The organism is Streptomyces sp. KLMMK (assembly GCF_036961605.1).
Lineage (GTDB): Bacteria > Actinomycetota > Actinomycetes > Streptomycetales > Streptomycetaceae > Streptomyces > Streptomyces telluris.
The window spans coordinates 40,331-64,669 of record NZ_JBAMDC010000002.1; the positions used below are offsets into that span (position 1 = coordinate 40,331).

General features: G+C 73.4%; 2 protein-coding genes. Both read left to right on the forward strand.

From position 1 onward, the window contains the following. The first annotated feature begins 65 nt into the window (after window positions 1-65). The gene (locus V7793_RS00830) at window positions 66-24,092 is read left to right on the forward strand and encodes a non-ribosomal peptide synthase/polyketide synthase (protein WP_335580890.1); all 24,027 of its coding nucleotides are present in this window, start codon (window positions 66-68) and stop codon (window positions 24,090-24,092) included. Continuing rightward, entirely contained in the window at window positions 24,092-24,310 is a 219-nt protein-coding gene (locus tag V7793_RS00835; protein WP_335580891.1) for an MbtH family protein, read from the forward strand. The genes V7793_RS00830 and V7793_RS00835 overlap by 1 nt, the downstream gene beginning before the upstream one ends. The last annotated feature ends 29 nt before the right edge of the window (window positions 24,311-24,339 follow it).

Genomic DNA, 24,339 nt, shown 5'->3' on the forward strand with positions numbered 1-24,339 from the left:
GGTCCACCGACGCGCGCCGCGGCTCGACTCTGCCCGCTGGAAGCCCGAGCACCGCTGGAGTTCACGTGAACGCACTGCCGGCCTCGCCGAGGACCGTTCCGGAGCTGTTCGAGGCGACCGTCGCGGCCGCCCCCGGGACGCCCGCCGCCACCGACGGCACGACCACCTGGTCGTACGGGCGGCTCAACGCGCGGTCCAACCAGGTCGCCCGGGGGCTCATCGAGCGCGGGCTCGGGCCGGAGCGGCTGGTGGGCGTCGCCGTGCCCCGGAGCCTGGAACAGGTCGCCGTCCTGCTGGGCGTCCTCAAGGCCGGTGCCGCGTACTTGCCCCTGGACCCCGCGCTGCCGGCCGAACGCATCGGCTACCTGCTCGCGGACGCCGCACCTGACCTGGTGCTGGCCGCCGACGCCGTCCCGGGCTTCACCGGGCCCGTCCTGGACCCGGCCGCGTTCGGGGCCGGCCTGCCGGACCGCGACCCCACCGACGGCGACCGGACCGCGCCCCTCGACCCCGGCCACCTCGCGTACGTGATCTACACCTCGGGCTCCACCGGCACCCCGAAGGGCGTCGCGGTCGCCCACAGCAGCACGGTGAACCTGGCGGTAGCCGTCCGCCGCGAGTACGGCCCCGGCGCCCGGCCCCGGGTCCTGCAGCTCGCCTCCCCCGGCTTCGACGTCGCCATCTGGGAGCTGCTGACCGCCGTCGCCACCGGCGGCACCCTCGTGCTCCCCGGCGCCGGCCAACCGGCCGGGGACGACCTGCTGCGGGTCCTGCGCGACCAGCGCGTCACCCACGTCACCATCCCGGTTTCGGTGCTCGCCACCCTGCCGGCCGGTGCCGAGACCCGGCTGCCCGATCTCACCACGGTGCACATCGGCGGCGAGATCTCCTCGCCCGACCTGGTCACCCGCTGGTCGGCGGGCCGCCGCCTCGTCAACGGCTACGGCACCACCGAATCCACCGTGGCCGCCACCCTCAGCGCGCCGCTGACCGGACCGTCCGCACCCGTCGGCACCCCCATCGCCAACACCCGCGTCCACCTGCTCGACGACCGCCTGACACCCGTCCCCGCGGGCACCCCCGGCGAGCTGTACATCGCCGGTGCCAACCTGGCCCGCGGCTACCTGGGGCGCCCCGCGCTCACCGGGGCCCGTTTCGTCGCCGACCCCTACGGCCCGCCCGGCTCCCGGATGTACCGCACCGGAGACGTCGCCCGGCTGGGCGAGGACGGCCAGCTCGAGTTCCTGCACCGCGTCGACGACCAGGTCAAGATCCGGGGCGCCCGGGTCGAACCCGGCGAGCTGGCCGAGGCGCTCCACCGGCGCCCCGGCCTCGCCCGGGCAGCGGTCGCCGTACGCACCGACCCCCGGGGCGAAAGCCAGTTGGTGGCGTACGTGGTCCCGGTCGAGGGCGGCACGGTCGACGCGCCGGCGCTGCTGTCCCAGCTGCGCACCAGCCTCCCCGGCTACCTCGTGCCGGCCCTCGTCGTCCCGCTCGACAGCCTGCCCCTGACCCCGAACGGCAAGATCGACTACGACGCCCTGCCCGAACCCCGCTTCCTCCCCACCGGCCCGGAGCGCGCCGCCCGCACGGCCCTGGAGGACGTCCTCCGCACCCTGTTCGCCGAGGTCCTGGAAGTGCCCCAGGTCGGCTTCGAGGACAACTTCTTCGACATCGGCGGCCACTCCCTGCTGGCCACCCGCCTGACCGGCCGGATCCGCGCGGCCCTGGGCATCGACGTCGACCTCGGCACCTTCTTCGGCGCCGCGACACCGGCGCTGCTCGCCGTCCGGCTGGACCGCTCCGCCACCGGCGCGTCCCGCCCGGAGCTGACCCCGGCACCCCGGCCCGCCCGGGTGCCGCTGTCGTTCGCCCAGCAGCGCCTGTGGTTCGTCCACAAGCTCGAAGGTCCCTCGGCGACGTACAACATGGCCTTCGCCCTGCGGATGAAGGGCCCGCTCGACACCACCGCGCTGGTGCACGCCGTGAACGACGTGGTCCACCGCCACGAGCCGCTGCGGACGGTCTTCCCCGAACACGACGGACAGCCCTACCAGCGCGTCCTGGACCCGGCCGAGGCCCGCATCGACGTCCCCGTCCACGACGTGGATCCGACGGAGCTGGACGGCGCCCTCCGCGAGCTGGCCGGCCGGGAGTTCGACCTGGCGCGTGACGTCCCCGTCCGCGCCCGGCTGCTCACCCTCGCACCGGACGACGCGGCGCTGATGGTCGTCATCCACCACATCGCCGGCGACGGATGGTCGGGCGCGCCGCTCGCCCGCGACCTGGTCACGGCCTACTCCGCGCGCCGCCTGGGCACCGCACCGGAGTGGCCGCCTCTGCCGGTGCAGTACACCGACTTCGCCCTGTGGCAGCGGAAGTTCCTCGGCACCGAGGACGACCCCGACAGCCCCCTCACGCACCAGCTGGCCTACTGGCGCCGTCGGCTCGACGGCCTGCCCGACCTGGCCACGGTCCCCGGCGACCGCCCCCGGCCCGCCGTGGCGACCCACCGCGGCGACGTCGTCGGCATCCACCTGGACGCCGGCCTGCACGCCGGCATCCTCGCCTTGGCCCGCCGCAGCGGCGCGACCGCCTACATGGTGCTGCAGTCGGCCCTCGCCGCGCTGCTCACCCGCCTCGGCGCCGGAACCGACATCCCGATCGGCGCGGGTGTGGCCGGCCGGAGCGAACCGCAGCTCGACGAACTGGTCGGGCTCTTCGTGAACATGCTGGTGCTGCGCACCGACACCTCCGGCAACCCCCGCTTCTCGGAACTGCTGCGCCGCGTCCGGGAGACCGGCCTGGACGGCTACGGCCGGCAGGACGTCCCCTTCGAGCATGTCGTCGAGACGCTCAACCCGCAGCGCTCGGCGGGCCACCAGTCGCTCTTCCAGGTCGCGCTCGTCCTCCAGAACAACGCCGACGCCCGCTTCGACCTGCCCGGGCTCGCGGTCCGCTCCGAGGTGGTGCCGACCGGCACCGCACGCTTCGACCTGTCGTTCAGCGTCACCGAACGGACCGGGCCCGACGGACGCCCCGCAGGTATCACCGGCACCGTCGAGTACGCCACCGACCTCTACGACGCGGCCACCGTACGATCCGTCGTCGCCCGCTGGACGCAACTGCTGCACCAGGCGGTCGAGGACCCCGAACAGCCCGTCGCCGACCTGGAGATCACCACCGCCGCCGACCGGGAGACCCTCGCCGACTGGGGCCGGTACGAGCAGGACGTCCCGGTCACGACCTTCGCCCGGATCTTCGAGGAGCGGGCGGCCGCCGCCCCGGAGGCGATCGCGGTCACCGACGAGCGGGGCAGCCGGACCTACGCCGAGGTCAACCGCAGGGCCAACCGCGTGGCCCACTGGCTCATAGGTGAGGGCATCGGGCCGGAGGACCTGGTGGGCGTGGTGCTGCCCCGCTCGGCCGACCAGGTCGCGACCGTGCTGGGCGTCCTCAAGGCGGGCGCCGCCTACGTGCCCGTCGACCCCGTCTTCCCCGCCCGGCGCATCCGGCACATCGTCGAGAACTCCGCACCCCGGATCGTGTTCGCGGCCCCCGAAACGGTCGACGCGCTCCCCGGCCTCTTGGCATCCCGCGTCGTAGTCCTCGGCTCGGCCGGCGACCCGACAACCCACGGGCACGGCACCGACGCCGCCGCCGAGGCCGGCCCGGCCGACGCGGACCTGACCGATGCCGACCCGACCGACGCGGACCGGGTACGCCCGCTCGCCGTGGACCACCCCGCGTACGTGATCTACACGTCCGGGTCGACGGGCGTGCCCAAGGGCGTGGTGGTGACGCACCGCGGCCTGGCGGGCCTCGCGGCGACGCTGCAGGAGCGCTGCCCGGCGGACCCCGGCAGCAGGATCCTCCAGCTGTCCTCGCCCAGCGTGGACGCGTCGGTGCTGGAAACCGTCTGGGCCTTCGGCGCGGGCGGACGCCTCGTCATCGCCGACCAGCACCGCCTGGCCGGGGACGAACTCGCCGCCGCGCTCGCCGGGCACCGCATCACGCATGCCCACATCCCGCCCTCCGCGCTGAGCACCCTGGCCCTGGAGACGGCCGGGCGCCTGCCCGGCTTCCGCACCTTGAGCGTCGGCGCCGAGGCGTGCTCGCCCGAGCTGGTGGCGCTGTGGCTGCCGGGGCGGCGGATGGTCAACGCGTACGGGCCCACGGAGTGCACCGTCGTCGCCTCGCACACCTCCGGCCTGACCGGCCCCCGGGCACCGATCGGCCGCCCCGTGGTGAACACGCGGCTGTACGTGCTGGACGAGGTGTTGCGACCGGTTCCGGCAGGGGTGCCGGGCGAGTTGTACGTCGGTGGTACGGGAGTGGCCCGAGGGTATCTGGGGCTGCCGGGGCTCACGGCGTCACGGTTCCCGGCCGACCCCTTCGGCGAGCCAGGTGCGCGGATGTACCGGACCGGCGACGTCGTGCGGTGGAACGCCGAGGGCGAACTGGAGTACCTGGGCCGGTCCGACGAGCAGGTCAAGATCCGCGGGTTCCGTGTGGAGCCCGACGAGGTACGGCGCGTGCTGGAAGCCCGGCCGGAGGTACGGGAAGCGGCGGTGGTCGTCCGCCGCGGCGACGAGGCGGCGTCGTTGGCGGCCTACGTCGTCCTGGCCGGCGGGACGGACGTGGCCGCCGAGGTCCAGATGGGCGAATGGCAGGACATCTACCACTCGGTGTACAGCGAGCTGGGCGTCCCGGGCGAGGACTTCATCGGCTGGAACAGCTCCTTCACCGGGGACCCCCTCCCCGTGGACGAGATGCGGGAATGGCGGGACGCCGCTGTGCGGCAGATCCTGCGATTCGCTCCCCGCCGGGTCCTGGAGATCGGTTCCGGTTCCGGGCTGCTGGCGGTGCCGCTGGCCGAGGCGGTCGACGAATACTGGGGCACCGACTTCTCGGCGACCGCCATCGACCGCTTGCACCATTACGCGGCCGGGCGGGAGTGGGATCACGTGCGGCTGAGCTGTCAGCCGGCGCACGATCTGTCCGGGCTGCCCGTGAACCACTTCGACACCGTCGTGATCAACTCGGTGATGCAGTACTTCCCCTCCGCGGACTACCTGCGGGACGTCCTGGCAGAGGTGTGGGGCCTGGTCGCCGACGGCGGCCGGGTGGTGCTCGGGGACGTGCGCCACCACGGGCTGCTGCGGATGCAGCACGCCGCCGTGCAGCAGCACCGGGACCCCGGCATGAGCGCCGACGCCATGCGGTCCGCGGTGGAACAGGCGGTGGTCACGGAGAAGGAGCTGCTCCTGGCCCCCGAGTTCCTCACCGCCTTCGCCGACGCCTGCGGCGCGCCGGGAGTGGAAGTGCGGCTGAAGGACGGCACGGCGCACAACGAACTGACCGGGTACCGGTACGAGGTGGTCCTGCACAAGGGACCGGCGCGATCGGTCGCGGATGCCCCGGTGGTGGTGTGGGGCCGCGACGTGAGCAGTCTGGACGACCTCAAGCGTGTGGTGGGCGCCGACGGCATGACCGGATCGCCGGTCCGGGTCGTCGACGTTCCCAACGCCCGCCTGGCCGGCGGCGTGGCCGTACTGCGTGGCCTCGACGACGAAGCGGACGACGCCGGCGCGGATGCCGACGCGGACGCGGCGTGCGTGGATCCGCAGGCGGTGCGGTCCTGGGCGCAGCGGGCGGGGCGTCGTGCCGTGCCGACCTGGTCGCCGCGTCGAGGCGGCTGGTTCGAGTTCGTCGTGCTGCCCGGTACGGATGACTCCGTGCCGTTGACGGGCGTCTACCGGGACGGCGACGGCCGGCCGGTTCCGGTGACGTCGAACGTGCCGGCCGTGGCCCGGGCGGCGGGTGAGCTGGTGTCGGGCCTGCGGACGACGCTCAAGGAGCTGCTGCCGGACTACATGGTGCCGGCGACCCTCACGGCCATCGAGCGGATGCCGGTGACCCCGAACGGCAAGCTCGACCGCCGGGCGCTGCCGGAGCCCGAAGTCCTCTCGGTGGGCGGCCGCGACCCCCGGACGCCGCAGGAGGAGATCCTGTGCGCGCTCTACGCCGAGATCCTCGGCATGCCGCGGGTCGGCGTGGAGGACGGCTTCTTCGACCTCGGGGGGCACTCGCTCCTCGCGACGCGACTGATCAGCCGCATCCGTACGGTCCTCGACGTGGAAGTGCCGCTGCGGGCCGTCTTCGCAGCCCCGTCGGTCGCCGAGCTCGCCGTGCGGATCGAGCACGCGCGGACGGACGACACCGTCCGGCCCCCCGTCACGGCGGTGGCGCGCCCGGAGAGGGTCCCGTTGTCGTTCGCCCAGCGGCGGTTGTGGTTCCTGCACCGGCTCGAGGGCCCGTCGGCGACGTACAACTCGCCGTTGGCGCTGCGGCTGTCGGGTCGGCTGGATGTGACGGCGCTGGGCGCCGCGCTCACCGATGTGGTGGGCCGGCACGAGGCGCTGCGGACGGTGATCGGCGAGCGGGACGGCGTGCCCTTCCAGCAGGTGCTCGACGGGGTCCGGGTCGGGCTCGTGGCGCGTGAGGCGGCCGAGGACGAGATCACCGGGCTGGTGCAGGCGGCGGCGCGCTACCGCTTCGACCTGTCCCGCGAGATTCCGTTGCGGGCGGAGTTGTTCGCTCTCGGGCCGGACGAGTGGGTGCTGGTGCTGGTTCTGCACCACATCGCAGCGGATGGGTGGTCCTTGCGGCCCCTGGCCCGGGACATCGCGACTGCCTATGGTGACCGGTGCCGCGGGCAGGCACCTTCGTGGTCGGCGTTGCCGGTGCAGTACGCCGATTACACGCTCTGGCAGCGGCGGCTGCTGGACGAGGGCGGGTTGCTGGACCGGCAGCTGGAGTACTGGACGCGGCAGCTGGACGGCCTGCCCGAGCAGGTGATGTTGCCGACGGACCGGCCCCGGCCGGCGGTGGCGAGCTATGCCGGTGACGTGGCCATGTTCGCGGTGGACCCGGAGTTGCACCGTGGTCTGCTGGAGCTGGCGCGGTCGTCGGGTGCGACGCTGTTCATGGTGTTGCAGGCCGGTCTGGCGGCATTGCTGTCGCGGTCGGGCGCGGGGACGGACGTTCCGGTGGGGACGCCCGTGGCCGGACGGACCGATGAGGCGCTGGACGACCTGGTCGGGTTCTTCGTCAACACGCTGGTCCTGCGTACGGACGTGTCGGGTGACCCGTCGTTCGCCGAGCTGCTGGGGCGCGTCCGCGAGACCTGCCTGGCCGCCTACTCGCATCAGGACGTCCCCTTCGAGTTCCTGGTCGAGAAGCTCAACCCGCAGCGCTCGGCCGCCCACCAGCCCCTCTTCCAGATCCTCCTGGTGGTCCAGAACAACGCCGACGCGAGCTTCGAGCTGCCGGGCGTACGGGTGCGCACCGAGGAGCCGTCCACCGGTGTCGCCCGCCTCGACCTGACGATCAACGTCACCGAGACGTTCGAGGCCGACGGCACCCCGAGCGGGATCCGGGGAGCGGTCGAGTACGCCACCGATCTCTACGACGCCGGCACGGTCGGGTCGTTCGTGTCCCGCTGGCTGCGGCTGCTGAGCTCGGTCACCTCGGCACCGGGACAGCGCCTCCACGAGGTCGAATTCCTGTCGGAGGACGAGCGCGCACATGTCACGGCGCTGTCCGGGGCCGGCGCGGCGACCGTTCCCGAGCGCACGCTGTCGGCGTTGTTCGAGGAACGTGTCGCGGTGTCGCCGGATGCGGTGGCGGTGGTGGACGGCGAGGTGACCTGGTCGTACGCGGAGCTGAACGCGCGGGCGAACGCCGTGGCCTGGTCGTTGCTGGACCGGGGTGTGGGCGCGGAGGACGTGGTGGGGGTGCTCCTGCCGCGTGGAGTGCGGCAGGTCGCGGCGGTGTTGGGGGCGGCGAAGGCAGGAGCGGCGTTCCTGCCGGTTGACCCCGGATATCCGGCGGAGCGGGTGCAGTTCCTCCTCGCCGACGCGGCTCCGAAGGTGGTGCTGACGGACCCGGCGGGGCAGGACGTGGTCTCCGGCGTCGAGACGATCATTGTCGACGGCGGCCCCGACGGCGGCACCGGAGGCGTGGATCGCGACCCGGCCGACGGCGATCGCCGCGTGCCGTCGCAGGTGGCGAACGCCGCGTACGTGATCTACACGTCCGGCTCGACCGGGCGGCCGAAGGGGACCGTGGTCACGCATACGGGTCTGGCCGCGCTGGCGGCCGGGGTCGTGGAGCGCGCCGGTGTCGACGCCGGCAGCCGCGTCCTCCAGCTGACTTCGCCGAGCTTCGACGTGTCGATCGCCGAGGTCCTCGGCGCCTTCACGGCAGGAGCCACCCTCGTGATGCCGGGACCCTGCCGTTCGGCGGGCGCGGAGCTGGCGTCGCTGATCGCGGGTTCCGGGGTGACCCATGCCTTCGTCCCGCCGTCCGTACTGGCGACGGTGCCGGTGGAGGGGCTGGCGGGGCTGCGGAGCGTGGTGGTCGGGGGTGAGGCGTGCTCGGCCGACCTGGTGCGGCGGTGGTCGGCAGGTCGTCGGATGACGAACCTGTACGGCCCGACGGAGACGACGGTGTCGGCGACGATCAGCCGCCCGATGTCGGGGGAGTCGTACCCGATCGGCGCGCCGCTGGCGGGGACGCGGACGTACGTGCTGGACGAGTTCTTGCGGCCGGTGGCCCCGGGTGTGCGGGGTGAGCTGTACATCGCGGGCCCCGGAGTCGCACGAGGGTATCTGGGCCGGCCGGGGCTGACGGGCTCGCGTTTCGTGGCGGATCCGTTCGGCCCCGCCGGATCGCGGATGTACCGGACCGGTGACCTGGTCCGGTGGAACGCCGACGGCGAGCTGGAATACCTCGGACGGTCGGACCAGCAGGTGAAGATCCGCGGCTTCCGGGTGGAGCCGGGCGAGGTGGAGGCCGCGCTGGAGCGGCAGGACGGCGTCGCCCAGGCCGCCGTTCTGGCCAGGCCCGACCAGCAGGGATTCCTCACGCTCTACGGATACGTCCGTGCCGACGCGCAGACGGTCTCCGGCACTCGCTTGCGCGAGCAGCTGCGCCGTACGCTGCCCGACCACCTGGTGCCGGCGGCCGTGATGGTGCTGGACGAATTCCCGGTGAACCCGAACGGGAAGCTCGACCGGGCCGCCCTGCCGGATCCCACCTTCGACGCGGCGGGCGGTGGCCGCTCTCCGCGTACGCCGCTGGAGGAGATCCTGTGCTCCCTCTTCGCCGACGTGCTGGGCGTGGCCCGGGTCGGTGCCGAGGACAGCTTCTTCGACCTCGGCGGCCACTCCCTCCTCGCGACCCGGCTGGGCGCGAAGATCAGGGCCCTGCTGGACATGGACGTCCCGATGAGGACGATCTTCAATGCGCCCACGGCGCGCCTGCTCGCCGGGCATCTGGCAGGGGACACCCGGGCCGCGGCGCCGGTGACGGCAGCGGCGCGCCCGGAGACCGTGCCGTTGTCGTTCGGGCAGCAGCGGTTGTGGTTCCTGCACCGGCTCGAGGGCCCGTCGGCGACGTACAACTCGCCTCTCGCGCTGCGTCTGTCCGGCCGGTTGGACGTGGCCGCGCTGCGGGCGGCGCTCACCGACGTGGTGGGCCGGCACGAGGCCTTGCGGACGGTGTTCGGGGAGCGGGCCGGCGTGCCGTTCCAGCAGGTGCTCGACGGCGTCGAGGTCGGCCTCCCGGTCCGTGAAGCGGCCGGGGCCGAGGTCGCGGAGCTGATGGCGGAGGCCGCGCGCCATCCCTTCGACCTGTCCCACGAGATGCCGCTGCGGGCCGAGCTCTTCGCTCTCGGGTCCGGCGAATGGGTGCTGATGCTGGTCCTGCACCACATCGCCGCCGACGGCTGGTCGCTCCAGATCCTCATGTCCGACCTCGCGGCCGCGTACACCCGGCGGCGGGCGGGAGAGCAGCCCGCGTGGGCGCCATTGCCGGTGCAGTACGTGGACTACACGCTCTGGCAGCGGGACCTGCTCGGAGACGACACCGACCCGGACAGCGCCTTCAGCCGTCAGATGAAGTACTGGATCCGGCAGTTGAGCGACCTGCCCGACCAGGTAACCCTGCCCCCGGACCACCCGCGCCCCACGGTCGCGAGCTACCGCGGCGAGACGGTGGTCTTCGACATCGACCCCGACCTGCACGCGGCCCTCGTCCACCGGGGACGCGCCACCGGCACGACCCTCTTCATGATCCTCCAAGCAGGCCTCGCAGGCCTGCTGACGCGGCTCGGCGCGGGCACCGACATCGCCGTCGGATCACCCATCGCCGGTCGCGACGACGACGCCCTGGCCGATCTGGCGGGACTGTTCGTGAACATGCTGGTGCTGCGCACCGACACCTCGGGCGACCCGACGCTGGACGACCTGCTCGACCGGGTCCGGGACGTGAGCCTGGACGCCTACGCCCACCAGCACCTCCCCTTCGAGCACTTGGTGGAGCGGCTCAACCCGCAGCGCTCCACCTCGCATCACCCCCTGGTGCAGATCCTGCTCGGCCTGCAGAACACCGCGGAACAGGGTGTCGCGCTGCCGGGGCTCGTCACGCGCGCCGAGGACGTCGCCACGGGCGTCTCCCGGGTCGACCTCTCCGTCAACTTCGTCGAGGCGTCCACCCCGGACGGCGGTCTGGCGGGGCTGACGGGGGTTGTGGAGTTCGCGACCGATCTGTACGAGCGGTCGACGGTGGAGGCGTTCACGCGCCGCTGGGTGCGGATGCTGCGGGCGATGGTTTCGGCGCCTGGGAGCCGGTTGGGCGAGGTGGATCTGCTCGGGGCCGACGAGCGGGTGCGGTTGCTCGACGACTGGGGGCGTGCGGACGCTTCTGTCGAGGCGGTCACGCTCGGTCGGTTGTGGGAGCGGCAGGCCGCTGCCCGGCCGGATGCGGTGGCTGTGGTCGACGGTGCGCGGAGCTGGTCGTACGGCCAGGTGGACGCGGCCTCGGACGGGATTGCCCGGAGGTTGCGGGAGCGGGGCGTGGGCCCGGACGACGTGGTCGGAGTGCTCCTGCCGCGGGGAGCGGCCCAGATCGCGGCCGTGCTCGGTGTGACGAAGAGCGGTGCGGCGTTCCTCCCGGTGGACCCGTCCTATCCGCAACGACGCATCGACCACGTGCTCGCCGACGCCCGGCCCCGAGTAGTCGTCGCCGACGAGCAAACAGCGCTGCCGGAGGGCGAGTTCGGCATCCTCGTCATGTCGCAGGACCTCGGCGCCGTGACCGCCGGTGGCACCGCCCCCACCGCGGAGCAGAAGCTCCCGTTCGGAGTGGATCACCCGGCGTACGTGATCTACACGTCGGGATCGACCGGGGAGCCCAAGGGCGTGGTGGTGACCCACCGCGGCCTGGCGAGTCTGGCGGCCACCCAGGCGCAGCGGCTCGGCGTCACGGAGCGGTCCCGGGTGCTGCAGTTCGCCGCCCTGGGCTTCGACGCCGCCGTGTGGGAGCTGGTGATGGCGTTCGGCGCGGGTGCCGCGCTGGTCGTCCACGACGCGGAACGCCTGGCCGGCGCCGAGCTCGCGACGGTGCTCCGGGAGCATCGGATCACCCATCTCACCGTGCCGCCGACGGTCCTGGACACGGTGCCCGGAGGCACCGAGGCGGCCCTGCCCGACCTCGCCACGCTGGTGGTGGCCGGTGAGGCGTGCCCGCCGGAGCTGACCGGGCGGTGGTCTCCCGGCCGGCGGCTGATCAACGCCTACGGGCCGACCGAGACGACCGTGTGCGCGTCGCTGAGCGGGCCCCTGCGTCCCGGCCCGGCGCCGATCGGCGGGCCCGTCCTGAACACCCGGGTGTACGTGCTGGACGAGGCGCTGCGGCCGGTGCCGACGGCGGCACCGGGGGAGTTGTACGTCGCCGGCGCCGGACTGGCGCGCGGCTATCTCGGGCGGGCGGGGCTGACCGCGTCGCGGTTCGTCGCGGACCCCTTCGGCGGGCCGGGTGCGCGCATGTACCGGACCGGTGACCTGGTGCGGTGGAACGCGGACGGCGAGCTGGAGTACCTGGGCCGGTCCGACGAGCAGGTGAAGGTCCGGGGATACCGGGTGGAGCCGGGCGAGGTGGAGTCCGTGCTCCGCCGGCACCCCGACGTCGCCCAGGCCGTGGTCGTCGCCCGGCAGGACGACCGGGGGACGCGCCTGCTCGGGTACGCGGTCCCCGTCGCGGGACGGATCCTCGACGCGGGCCGGCTGCGCGGCCACCTGGTCGACCGGCTGCCGGAGTACATGGTGCCCGCGGCGGTGCTGGTCCTGGACTCCCTGCCGAGGACTCCTCACGACAAGGTCGACCGAGCGGCGCTGCCCGAGCCCGCGCACGACGTCGCGCCGGAGTCCGCGCCCCGGACACCGCTCCAGGAACTGCTCTGCGACCTCTTCGCCGAGGTCCTGGGCGTGCCGAAGGTGGGCATCGACGACAGCTTCTTCGACCTGGGCGGCCACTCCCTTCTCGCCACCCGGCTCGTCATACGGATCCGCCGCGTCTTCCGCTGCGACCTCGAACCCCGCGCGCTCTTCGGGGCGCCGACACCGGCGGGCTTGGCCGAGGTGCTCGCCGCAGGGGCCGATGCGGCACAGACGCCGGTGACGGCGGTGGAGCGGCCGGAGCTGGTGCCGTTGTCGTTCGGGCAGCAGCGGTTGTGGTTCCTGCACAAACTCGAAGGCCCGTCGGCGACGTACAACTCGCCTCTCGCGCTGCGTCTGTCCGGCCGGTTGGACGTGGCGGCTCTGCGGGCTGCGCTCACCGATGTGGTGGGCCGGCACGAGGCACTGCGGACGGTGTTCGCCGAACGCGCCGGCACCCCGTACCAGCACATTCTCAAGGGCGTTGAGGCCCCACTCGCTGTGCGCGAGGTGGCCGAGGACGACGTCGCGGAGCTGATGCGGGAGGCGGCGCGCTACCGGTTCGACCTCGCCCGCGAGATTCCGTTGCGGGCGGAGTTGTTCGCTCTCGGGTCGGACGAGTGGGTGCTGGTGCTGGTCCTGCACCACATCGCCGCCGACGGCTGGTCCTTGCGGCCACTGGCCCAGGACATCGCGACGGCCTACGGCGCCCGGTGCCGCGGGCAGGCGCCGTCATGGTCGCCGCTGCCCGTCCAGTACGCGGACTACGCCCTCTGGCAGCGGCGGCTGCTCGACGAGAACGGGTTGCTGGACCGGCAGCTGGAGTACTGGACGCGGCAGCTGGACGGCCTGCCCGAGCAGGTGACGCTGCCGACGGACCGGCCCCGGCCGGCGGTGACGAGCTACGCCGGTGGCGTCGCCATGTTCAGCATGGACCCGGACCTGCACCGGGACCTGCTGGAGCTGGCCCGTTCCTCGGGCGCGACGCTGTTCATGGTGCTGCAGGCGGCCCTGGCCGCGCTGCTGTCCCGGTCGGGCGCCGGAGCGGACGTCCCCGTGGGAACACCGATAGCGGGCCGTACCGACGAGGCGCTGGACGACCTGGTCGGATTCTTCGTCAACACGCTGGTGCTGCGTACCGACGTCTCCGGAGACCCGTCGTTCGCCGAGCTGCTGGGCCGGGTCCGCGAGACCTGCCTGGCCGCCTACTCGCATCAGGACGTCCCCTTCGAGTTCCTGGTCGAGAAGCTCAACCCGCAGCGCTCGGCCGCCCACCAGCCCCTCTTCCAGATCCTGCTCGGGCTGCAGGAGAACCCCGACGCGGGCTTCGAACTGCCGCAGCTGCGTACGCGCCTGGAGGGCGTGAGCACCGGCCTGTCCCGGGTCGACCTGTTCATCAGCCTCGGCGAGCGGCGCGACGCCGACGGCCCGGCGGGTGTCACGGGCGCCGTCGAGTTCGCCGTCGACCTGTACGACCGGTCCACGGTCGAGGCGTTCGTCGAGCGATGGCTGCGACTCCTCCGCGCCGTCGTGCGGAACCCGGAGCAGCGGATCGGCCAGGTGGAGCTGCTCGGCGCGGACGAGCGCGAGCAGGTCCTCGACCGCTGGTCGCGCGTGGCGCCGGAGCCGCCCTCGACGCTGTCGGCCCTGTTCGAGCATCGCGCGGCAGCCTCGCCGGATGCGGTGGCGGTGATCGACGGGGAGTCGAGCTGGTCGTACGCGGAGCTGAACGCGCGGGCGAACACCGTCGCCTGGTCGTTGCTGGACCGGGGTGTGGGCGCGGAGGACGTGGTGGGGGTGCTCCTGCCGCGTGGGGCGTGGCAGATCGCGGCGATCCTGGGAGTGGCCAAGGCCGGGGCGGCGTTCCTGCCGGTGGACCCCGGCTATCCGGCGGAGCGGGTGCGGTTCCTGCTCGCCGACGCGGCCCCGAAGGTGATGCTGACCGACGAGGCGGGCCGGGATGCGGTCTCCGGCGTCGAGACGATCGTCGTCGGCGGCGGCCCCGGCGGCGGCCCCGGCGGCGGCCCCGGCGGCGTGGATCGCGACCCGGCCGACGGCGATCGCCGCGTCCCGTCGCGGGTGGAGAACGCCGCCTACGTGATCTACACATCCGGCTCGACCGGGCGGCCGAAGGGGACCGTGGTCACGCACGCGGGCCTGGCCGTCCTGGCGGCCGGAGCTGTGGAGCGCGCCGGCGTCGACGCCGGCAGCCGCGTCCTCCAGCTGGCCTCGCCGAGCTTCGACGCCTCCGTACTCGAGCTGATGATGGCCATCGGGGCCGGGGCGGCACTCGTCATCGTGAAGGAGGCGCGTTCGGCGGGCGCGGAGCTGGCCTCGCTGGTCGCGGAGGCAGGGGTGACGCACGCCTTCGTCCCGCCGTCGGTGCTGGCGACGATGCCGCCGGAGGGCCTGGCGGGCTTGCGGAGCCTGGTGGTCGGGGGTGAGGCGTGCTCGGCCGACCTGGTGCGGCGATGGTCGGCGGGCCGGCGCATGACGAACCTGTACGGACCGACCGAGACGACGGTGGCAGCAACCATCAGCCGTCCCTTGTCGGGGGAGTCGTACCCGATCGGCGCGCCCCTGGCAGGGACGCGGACGTACGTCCTCGACGACTTCCTCCGGCCGGTGGCCCCGGGCGTGCGGGGCGAGCTGTACATCGCCGGCCCCGGAGTCGCACGGGGGTATCTGGGCCGGCCGGGGCTGACCGGGTCCCGGTTCGTGGCGGATCCGTTCGCGGGATCCGGCGCCCGGATGTACCGCACGGGCGATGTGGCCCGGTGGAACGCGGACGGCGAGCTCGAATACCTGGGCCGGTCCGACGAGCAGGTGAAGATCCGAGGGTTCCGGGTGGAGCCCGGTGAGGTGGAGGCCGCGCTGGAGCGGCAGGACGGCGTCGCCCGGGCCGCCGTTCTGGCCAGGCCCGACCAACAGGGCTTCCTGACGCTCCACGCGTACGTCCTTGCCGATCCGCAGACGGCCTCCGGCGCACACCTGCGTGAGCAGCTGCGCCGTACGCTGCCCGACCACCTGGTGCCGGCATCCGTAGTGGTCCTGGCCGAGTTTCCGGTGACGCCCAACGGGAAGCTCGACCGGGCCGCCCTGCCGGAGCCCGGCTTCGACGTGGCCGAGGGGAGCCGTTCTCCGCGTACGCCGCTGGAGGAGATCCTGTGCGCCCTCTTCGCCGACGTGCTGGGCGTGTCCCGGGCGGGGGTGGAGGACAGCTTCTTCGACCTCGGCGGCCACTCCCTCCTCGCGACCCGGCTGATCAGCAGGATCCGGGCCGCGCTCGGCGCCGAGGTGGCGCTGCGGACCCTCTTCGAGATGCCGACCCCGGCTGCTCTCGCCCGGTGCCTCGACGACGGGCCCGCCGGAGCGCGTACCGCTCTGGACCGGATGCCACGGCCGGACGTGCTGCCCCTGTCCTACGCCCAGCAGCGCCTGTGGTTCCTGCACAAGCTTGAGGGCCCCTCGCCCACCTACAACATGCCGTTGGTGCTGCGGCTGTCCGGCGCGGTGGACGTGGCGGCGCTACGGGCGGCGCTCGCCGATGTGGTGGGCCGGCACGAGGCGTTGCGGACGGTGTTCGGGGAACGGGAGGGCGCGCCGTTCCAGCAGGTCCTCGACGACACCGAGGTCGGGCTGCCGGTGCGCGAGGCGGCCGAGGACGAGGTCGAGGGGCTGCTGCTGGAATCCGCGCGCCACCCCTTCGACCTCTCCCACGAGCTCCCGGTGCGGGCCGAGCTGTTCGCCCTCGGGCACGACGAGTGGGTGCTCGCGCTGGTCCTGCACCACATCGCCGCCGACGGCTGGTCCCTGCGCCCGCTGGCCCAGGACATCGCCGCCGCCTACGGCGACCGGTGCCGCGGGCGGATCCCGGCATGGGCGCCGTTGCCCGTGCAGTACGCGGACTACACGCTCTGGCAGCGGGACCTGATCGGAGACGACACCGACCCGGACAGCGCCTTCAGCCGCCAGCTGAACTACTGGACACGGCAGTTGGCGGACCTGCCCGACCAGGTCACCCTGCCCCCCGACCACCCGCGCCCCGCGATCGCCGGGTACGTCGGCGGCATCAGCACCTTCGCCGTCGACGCGGAGCTGCACGGCGACCTCATGGAGCTGGCCCGGTCGACCGGCTCGACGCTGTTCATGGTCCTGGAGGCGGCCCTGGCCGGCCTGCTCACCAGGCTCGGCGCGGGGACCGACGTGGTGCTCGGCGCCGGCGTGGCGGGCCGCACCGACGAGCGGCTGGACGACCTGGTCGGGTTCTTCGTCAACATGCTGGTGCTGCGCACCGACACCTCCGGCGACCCCGACTTCGCCGAACTGCTCTCCCGGGTGCGGGAGACCAGCCTGGCGGCGTACGCGAACCAGGACGTCCCGTTCGAGCAGGTGGTCGAGGCGCTCAACCCGCAGCGCTCCGCGGCCCACCAGTCGCTGTTCCAGGTGGCCCTGGTCCTCCAGAACAACGCCGAGGCCGACTTCGACCTCGCGGGCCTGCGGGTCCGGCAGGAGGGACACGGCACCGGCACCTCCCGGTTCGACGTCTCGCTGAGCATCACCGAACGCACCGGCGCCGACGGAGGTCTGGCGGGGCTGACGGGGGTTGTGGAGTTCGCGACCGATCTGTACGAGCGGTCGACGGTGGAGGCGTTCACGCGCCGCTGGGTGCGGATGCTGCGGGCGATGGTTTCGGCGCCTGGGAGCCGGTTGGGCGAGGTGGATCTGCTCGGGGCCGACGAGCGGGTGCGGTTGCTCGACGACTGGGGGCGTGCGGAGGCGACGGACGCTTCTGTCGAGGCGGTCACGCTTGGCCGGTTGTGGGAGCGGCAGGCCGCTGCCCGGCCGGATGCGGTGGCTGTGGTCGACGGTGCGCGGAGCTGGTCGTACGGCCAGGTGGACGCGGCCTCGGACGGGATTGCCCGGAGGTTGCGGGAGCGGGGCGTGGGCCCGGACGACGTGGTCGGAGTGCTCCTGCCGCGGGGAGCGGCCCAGATCGCGGCCGTGCTCGGTGTGACGAAGAGCGGTGCGGCGTTCCTCCCGGTGGACCCGTCCTATCCGCAACGACGCATCGACCACGTGCTCGCCGACGCCCGGCCCCGAGTGATCGTCGTCGACGAGCAGCGGGCCGCGACGGCGAGCGGGTTCGACACGGTCGAGGTGTCCGGCGACATCGGCGAGTGGTCTCCCGAGAACGCCCCGGCTCAGGACGCCCCGGCTCAGGACGCCGCGGCCCCGGGCGACCCGGCCGAGCGTGTCCCGTCCGGTCACCCGGCGGCCACCGTGGATCACCCGGCGTACGTGATCTACACGTCGGGGTCGACCGGGGTGCCCAAGGGCGTGGTGGTGACGCACCGCGGTCTGGCGGGTCTGGCGGCGACGCTGCGCGAGCGGTGCCCGGCGGGCCCCGGCAGCCGGGTCCTCCAGCTCTCCTCGCCCGCCTTCGACGCGTCGGTCCTGGAGCTCGTGTGGGCCCTGGACGCCGGCGCCGCCCTGGTCGTCGCCTCGCCCGAGCGCCTGGTCGGAGCCGAGCTCGCCACGGCGCTCGCCGAGTACGCCGTGTCCCACGCGCTGATCCCGCCGTCGGTGCTGGCGACGCTGCCCCCTGCGGCGCCCACCGGGCTGACCGGTTTCCGGACGCTCGTCGTCGGCGCGGAGGAGTGCTCGCCCGAACTGGTCCGGGCATGGGCGCCGGGGCGGCGGATGGTCAACGCGTACGGGCCCACGGAGTGCACCGTCGTCGCCAGCCAGACCGGCCGCCTCGGCGAGCCGCCCGTGACGATCGGCCGCCCTGCCGTGAACACGAACCTGTACGTGCTGGACGAGGCGCTGCGGCTGGTTCCCGCGGGGGTGCCGGGCGAGCTGTACGTCAGCGGTGAGGGGGTCGCCCGAGGCTATCTGGGCCGGGCCGGACTGACGGCGTCGCGTTTCGTCGCCGATCCGTTCGCCGGGCCCGGTGCGCGGATGTACCGGACCGGTGACCTGGTGCGGTGGAAGGCGGACGGCGAGCTGGAGTACCTGGGCCGGTCCGACGAGCAGGTGAAGATCCGCGGGTTCCGCGTGGAACCCGGCGAGATCCGGCGTGTGCTGGAAGCCCGGGCGGAGGTGCGCGAGGCGGCGGTGGTGGCTCGTGGTGACGGCGGGACGTCGTCACTGGCCGCCTACGTGGTCCTCGCCGGCGCCTCGGACGAACCGGCCGAAGCGGCCGGGGCAGCCGAGGCGCAGATCAGCGAGTGGCAGGACGTGTACCACTCGGTGTACGGCGATCTGAGCGCGCCGGGCGAGGACTTCGTGGGCTGGAACAGCTCGTTCACCGGCGAGCCCATCCCCGTGAGCGAGATGCGGGAGTGGCGGGACGCAGCCGTGGGCCAGGTCCTGCGGTTCGGGCCCCGGCGGATCCTGGAGATCGGCGTGGGCTCCGGGCTGCTGGCCGTGCCCCTGGCCGAGACCGCCGACGAGTACTGGGGCACCGACTTCTCGGCGATCGCGATCGACCGGCTACGTCACTTCGTGACCGGACGGGGATGGGATCACGTACGGCTGAGCTGCCAACCGGCCCACGACCTCTCCGGGCTGCCCGCCGGGCACTTCGACACGGTCGTGATCAACTCGGTCGTGCAGTACTTCCCCTCCGCGGACTACCTCCGGGACGTCCTGGGGAAGGTGTGGGACCTGGTGGCCGACGGCGGCCGCGTGGTCCTCGGCGATGTGCGCCACCACGGGCTGCTGCGCATGCTGCACGCCGCCGTACACCACCACCGCGACCCCGGTACGCGACGCTCCACGGTCGAGCAGGCGGTGGTCACGGAGAAGGAGCTGCTCCTGGCCCCCGAGTTCTTCACCGCCGTCGCCGGCGCCTGTGGCGCGTCCGGCGCGGAGATACGGCTGAAGGACGGCGCGGCCCACAACGAACTCACCGGCTACCGGTACGAAGTCGTCCTGCACAAGGGCGGCCCGGCCCGCTCGCTCGCGGACACCCCGGTCCTGGTCTGGGGCCGCGACGTCACCGGCCTGGACGACCTCGAGCGAGCGGTGGGAGCCGACGGCACGGCCGGTTCGCCGGTCCGGGTCGTCGACGTCCCCAACGACCGCCTGGCCGGCGGCGTGACCGCGCTGGCCGCCCTCGACGGCCCGGACGCGGTGGATGCGGTGGATGCGGTGGGCGCGTCGGGCGCGGACCGTATGGATCCGCAGGCGGTGCGGTCCTGGGCGCGGCAGGCCGGCCATGGCGTGGTGATGACCTGGTCGCCGCGCCGGAGCGGCTGGTTCGAGTTCGTCGTGCTGCCGGGCGCCGACGACGCCGCCCCGCTGACGGACCTCTACCGGGGCCGGCCGGTCCCGGTGACGTCGAACGTGCCCGCGGTCGCCCGCTCGGCCGGTGCGCTGGTGTCCGGCCTGCGGACGACGCTCAAGGAGCTGCTGCCCGACTACATGGTCCCGGCGACCATCACCGCCGTCGAGCGGATGCCGCTGACCCCGAACGGCAAGCTCGACCGCCGGGCACTGCCGGAGCCGGAGATCCGCTCGGCCGGGGGCCGTGATCCGCGCACCCCGCAGGAGGAGATCCTGTGCGCGCTCTTCGCCGAGATCCTCGGCATCTCCCGGGCCGGGGTGGAGGACGGCTTCTTCGACCTCGGCGGGCATTCCCTGCTCGCCACCCGGTTGACCAGCCGTATCCGTGCCGTGCTGGGCGTCGAGGTGCCGCTGCGGGTCGTCTTCGCGGCGCCGACGGTCGCCGAGCTGGCCGCGTGGGTCGAACGCGCCCAGACCGAGGACACCACCTCCGTACGGCCCGCGGTGACGGCGGTGGAGCGGCCGGAGCTGGTTCCGTTGTCGTTCGGGCAGCAGCGCTTGTGGTTCCTGCACAAACTCGAAGGCCCGTCGGCGACGTACAACTCGCCTCTCGCGCTGCGCCTGTCCGGCCGGTTGGACGTGGCGGCCCTGCGGGCTGCGCTCACCGATGTGGTGGGCCGGCACGAGGCGCTGCGGACGGTGTTCGCCGAACACGCCGGCACCCCGTACCAGCGTGTACTCGACGGTGCCGAGGTCGGTCTCACCGTGCGTGAGACGACGGAGAACGAGGTCGAAGGCCTGATGGGAGAGGCCGCACGCCATCCCTTCGACCTGTCCCGCGAGATTCCGTTGCGGGCGGAGTTGTTCGCTCTCGGATCCGATGAGTGGGCGCTGGTGCTGGTCCTGCACCACATCGCCGCCGACGGCTGGTCCTTGCGGCCACTGGCCCAGGACATTGCGACGGCCTACGGCGACCGGTGCCGCGGGCAGGCGCCGTCGTGGTCGCCGCTGCCCGTCCAGTACGCCGACTACACGCTCTGGCAGCGGCGGCTGCTCGACGAGAACGGGCTGCTGGACCAGCAGCTGGAGTACTGGACAGGACAGTTGGCCGGCCTGCCCGCCGTGGTCACCCTGCCCACCGACCATCCCCGTCCCGCGGTCGCCGGCCATCGCGGCGAGATGAGGTCCACGGACCTCGGCGCCGCGCTCCACCGGGACCTGCTCGCGGTGGCCAAGGACGGCGGCTCGACGCTGTCCATGGTGTTCCAGGCGGCGTTCGGTGCGCTGCTCACCCGCCGGGGCGCGGGGACGGACATCCCGGTCGGCATGCCGATCGCCGGACGGACCGACGCCGCACTCGACGACCTGGTCGGGTTCTTCGTCAACACCCTGGTGCTGCGGATCGACACCTCCGGGCGCCCGAGCTTCACGGAGCTGCTCGCACGGGTGCGGGAGGTCAGCCTCGCGGCCTACTCCCACCAGGACGTCCCGTTCGACCACCTGGTGGAGAAGCTCAACCCGCAGCGCTCCACCGCCCACCACCCCCTGTACCAGGTGCACCTGGCGGTGCAGAACAACCCCGGCGCCGGCCTCGCGCTGCCGGGCGTGACCGCGCGGCCGTACCCCGGCCTGGTGGCATCCGGGGTGTCCCGGGTCGACCTCACGGTCAACGTCACGGAGACCTACGACGGGACCGGCGGCGCCGGCGGTATCAACATCGCGGCGGAGTACGCCACCGACCTCTACGACGCGGACACCATCGACAGCCTGCTCGACGAGCTGGCGCGCCTCCTACGCGAGATCGTCGTCAGTCCCGATGAGCCGATCGGAGGCACAGACGTGAAACCCGCAGGAAACGCCGTACGGCCCGGGTCCCGCTCCCTCCCGGAGCCGGACCGCCCGGAGCCCGCCCCCGGCACGCTGCCCGAGCTGCTGCGGACGTGGGCCGCCGCCCACCCGTCCGCCGTCGCGGTCGGCGACGGCACCACCCGGTGGACGTACGCCGAGCTGGACGCCGAGACGAACCGCATGGCGCGGTCGCTCGCCGGGCGCGGTGCCGGCCCGGAGGACGTCGTCGCCGTGCTGCTGCCGCGCAGCGCCCGGCAGGTCGCGAGCATCGTCGCCGTCGCCAAGTCCGGTGCGGCGTACCTGCCGATCGACCCGGCCTCCCCGGACGAGCGGGTGAAGCGCCTGATCGGCGGCTCCGCGCCGCTACTGGTGATCACCGACGCCACCGGCGCCGCGCGGGTGGGATCCGGCGTGGAGGTCGTCGACGTCGACGACCCGGACACCGTCGCGGCCTGGCGCCGGCTGCCGGACACCGGGCTGACGGACCGGGAGCGCACGGCGGCGGTACGGCTGGAGCATCCCGCGTACGTCATCCACACGTCGGGATCCACCGGGGAGCCGAAGGGCGCGGTCGTCACGCACGGCGGCCTGGCGGACTCCGTCGCGTTCTGGCGGGACCGGTGGCGGCTCGCCGAGGGGGACCGGGTGCTGCAACTGGCCTCGCCCGGCTTCGACATCTCCGTCTTCGACCTCCTCGTCACCTTCGCCGCCGGGGCGGAGCTGGTCCTCCCCGGCCCGGAGCTGACCTCCGGCGAACCGCTGGCCCGGGAGCTGGACGCGGCACGGATCACGCACTTCATGACGGTCCCTTCGGTCCTGGCGTCCATGCCGCCGGACGCGCCGGCCCGGCTGACGGGGCTGCGCGGCGTCATCGTCGGGGGAGAGGAGTGCACCCCCGGCCTCGCGGAGCGGTGGTCGCACGGCGGCCGCCGGATGATGAACGTCTACGGGCAGACCGAGACCACCATCGCCTGCACCATGACCGAGCCCCTGGGCGCCGGGCCGGTCACCATCGGACGGCCGAACCCGCAGGTCCGCGTCTATGTGCTCGACGAGCGGCTCAAGATGCTGCCGCCGGGCACCGACGGCGAGCTGTACGTCGCCGGTCCCGGCATCGGCCGCGGTTACCTGCACCGCCCGGGCCTCACCGCGAGCCGCTTCGTCGCCGACCCCTACGGCCCGCCCGGCGAACGCATGTACCGCACCGGTGACCTGGGCCGCTGGACCTACCAGGGCGAGCTGGAGTTCGCGGGCCGCTACGACGATCAGGTGAAGATCCGGGGCTTCCGCGTGGAACCGGGCGAGGTCGAGGCGGCGCTGACCGAACGGCCCGACGTGGCCCGGGCGGTGGTGGTGGCCCGGGCGGACCGGCAGGGCGAGCCCGCGCTCATCGGGTACGTGGTGCCCGCCGGGGGCGAGGGCGCGTTCGACGTGGCGGCCGTACGGGAGGGCCTGCGCCGGACACTGCCCGCCCACCTGGTGCCGGCGGCGATCGTGCCGGTGCCGGACTTCCCGCTGTCGCCGAGCGGGAAGGCCGACCGGCGGGCGCTGCCGGAGCCGGAGTTCGCCGGGGCGGGCGGCCACGGGCCGCGCACCCCGCAGGAGGAGATCCTGTGCGCGCTGTTCGCCGAGGTCCTAGGGCTCCCGCAGGTCGGCGTGGACGACAACTTCTTCGACCTCGGCGGCCACTCGCTGCTCGCCAACAAGGTCATCGCCCGGATCACCGAAGTGCTCGGCGTGGAAGTGCCCATCCGGAACTTCTTCGGCGGCCCCACCGTCGCCCAGGTGGCCGGGCAGCTCGGCACGGGCGGTGGCCACGACGCCTTCGGCATCCTGCTGCCGCTGCGGACGCAGGGAACCCTGCCGCCGCTCTTCTGCGTGCACCCCGGCGCGGCGATCTGCTGGGGCTACGCCGACCTGCTGCTGTACCTCAGCCCCGACTTCCCGGTGTACGGCCTGCAGTCGCCCGGTCTGAGCAGCCCGGGCGGGCTGCCGGAGACCCTTGAGGAGGTCGCGGACGCCTGCATCGCGGAGATGCGGCAGGTGCAGCCGGAAGGCCCGTACTACCTGCTCGGGCAGTCCTTCGGCGGCGTCGTCGCCCAGGCGATGGCGGCCCGGCTGGAGCGCGCCGGCCAGCAAGTCGGCCTGATCGTGGCGCTCGACTCCGAACCGGCCAGGCCCCTCACCGAGCGGGAGCAGCAGCAGATGGTCGAGGCCACCGCCGTGGTGTACGCGGGCATCCTGGAGGTGCTGGGCGTCGACGTCTCCGCACTGCCCGACCGCAAGCTCACGTTCGCGCAGTTCTCCGAGCTGGCCCGGACCACGAGCACGGTGCTGGGCAACATCAAGGAGGACGAGTTCGGCCTGCTGATGGAGATCCTGCACCGCAACGTCTCCCTCGCCGCCAAGTACCGCCCCGAGCGCGTCGACGCGGACATGCTGATCTTCGGGGCGGCGGAGGAACCCGAGCGGGTGCTCGACCCGGAGTCCTGGCGGGACCTCGTCGCCGGGACGATCACCTACCACCCGGTCCCGACCAGCCACAGCCGGATCACGACACCGCCGTCGCTCGCGTTGATCGCCCCGATCCTCGAAGAGCACCTGCGGTCCGTCATCCCGGGCCCGGCCACCACAGCCGACCCGGCCACCACTCCTGAGGAGGAGAACTGATGGGCAACCCGTTCGACGACACCGAGGGCACCTTCACCGTCCTGGTCAACGACGAGGGCCAGTACTCGATGTGGCCGGCCGCCATCGACGTACCGGAGGGATGGGACGTCGCCCACCCCTCCGACACGCACCAGGCGTGCCTGGAGTACATCGAGGAGCACTGGGCCGACATGCGGCCGCGCAGCCTCGTGGAGGCCATGCGGCCCGAGCAGGCGTGACCCCCGGCCGTCCGGGCTGAGAACCGCAT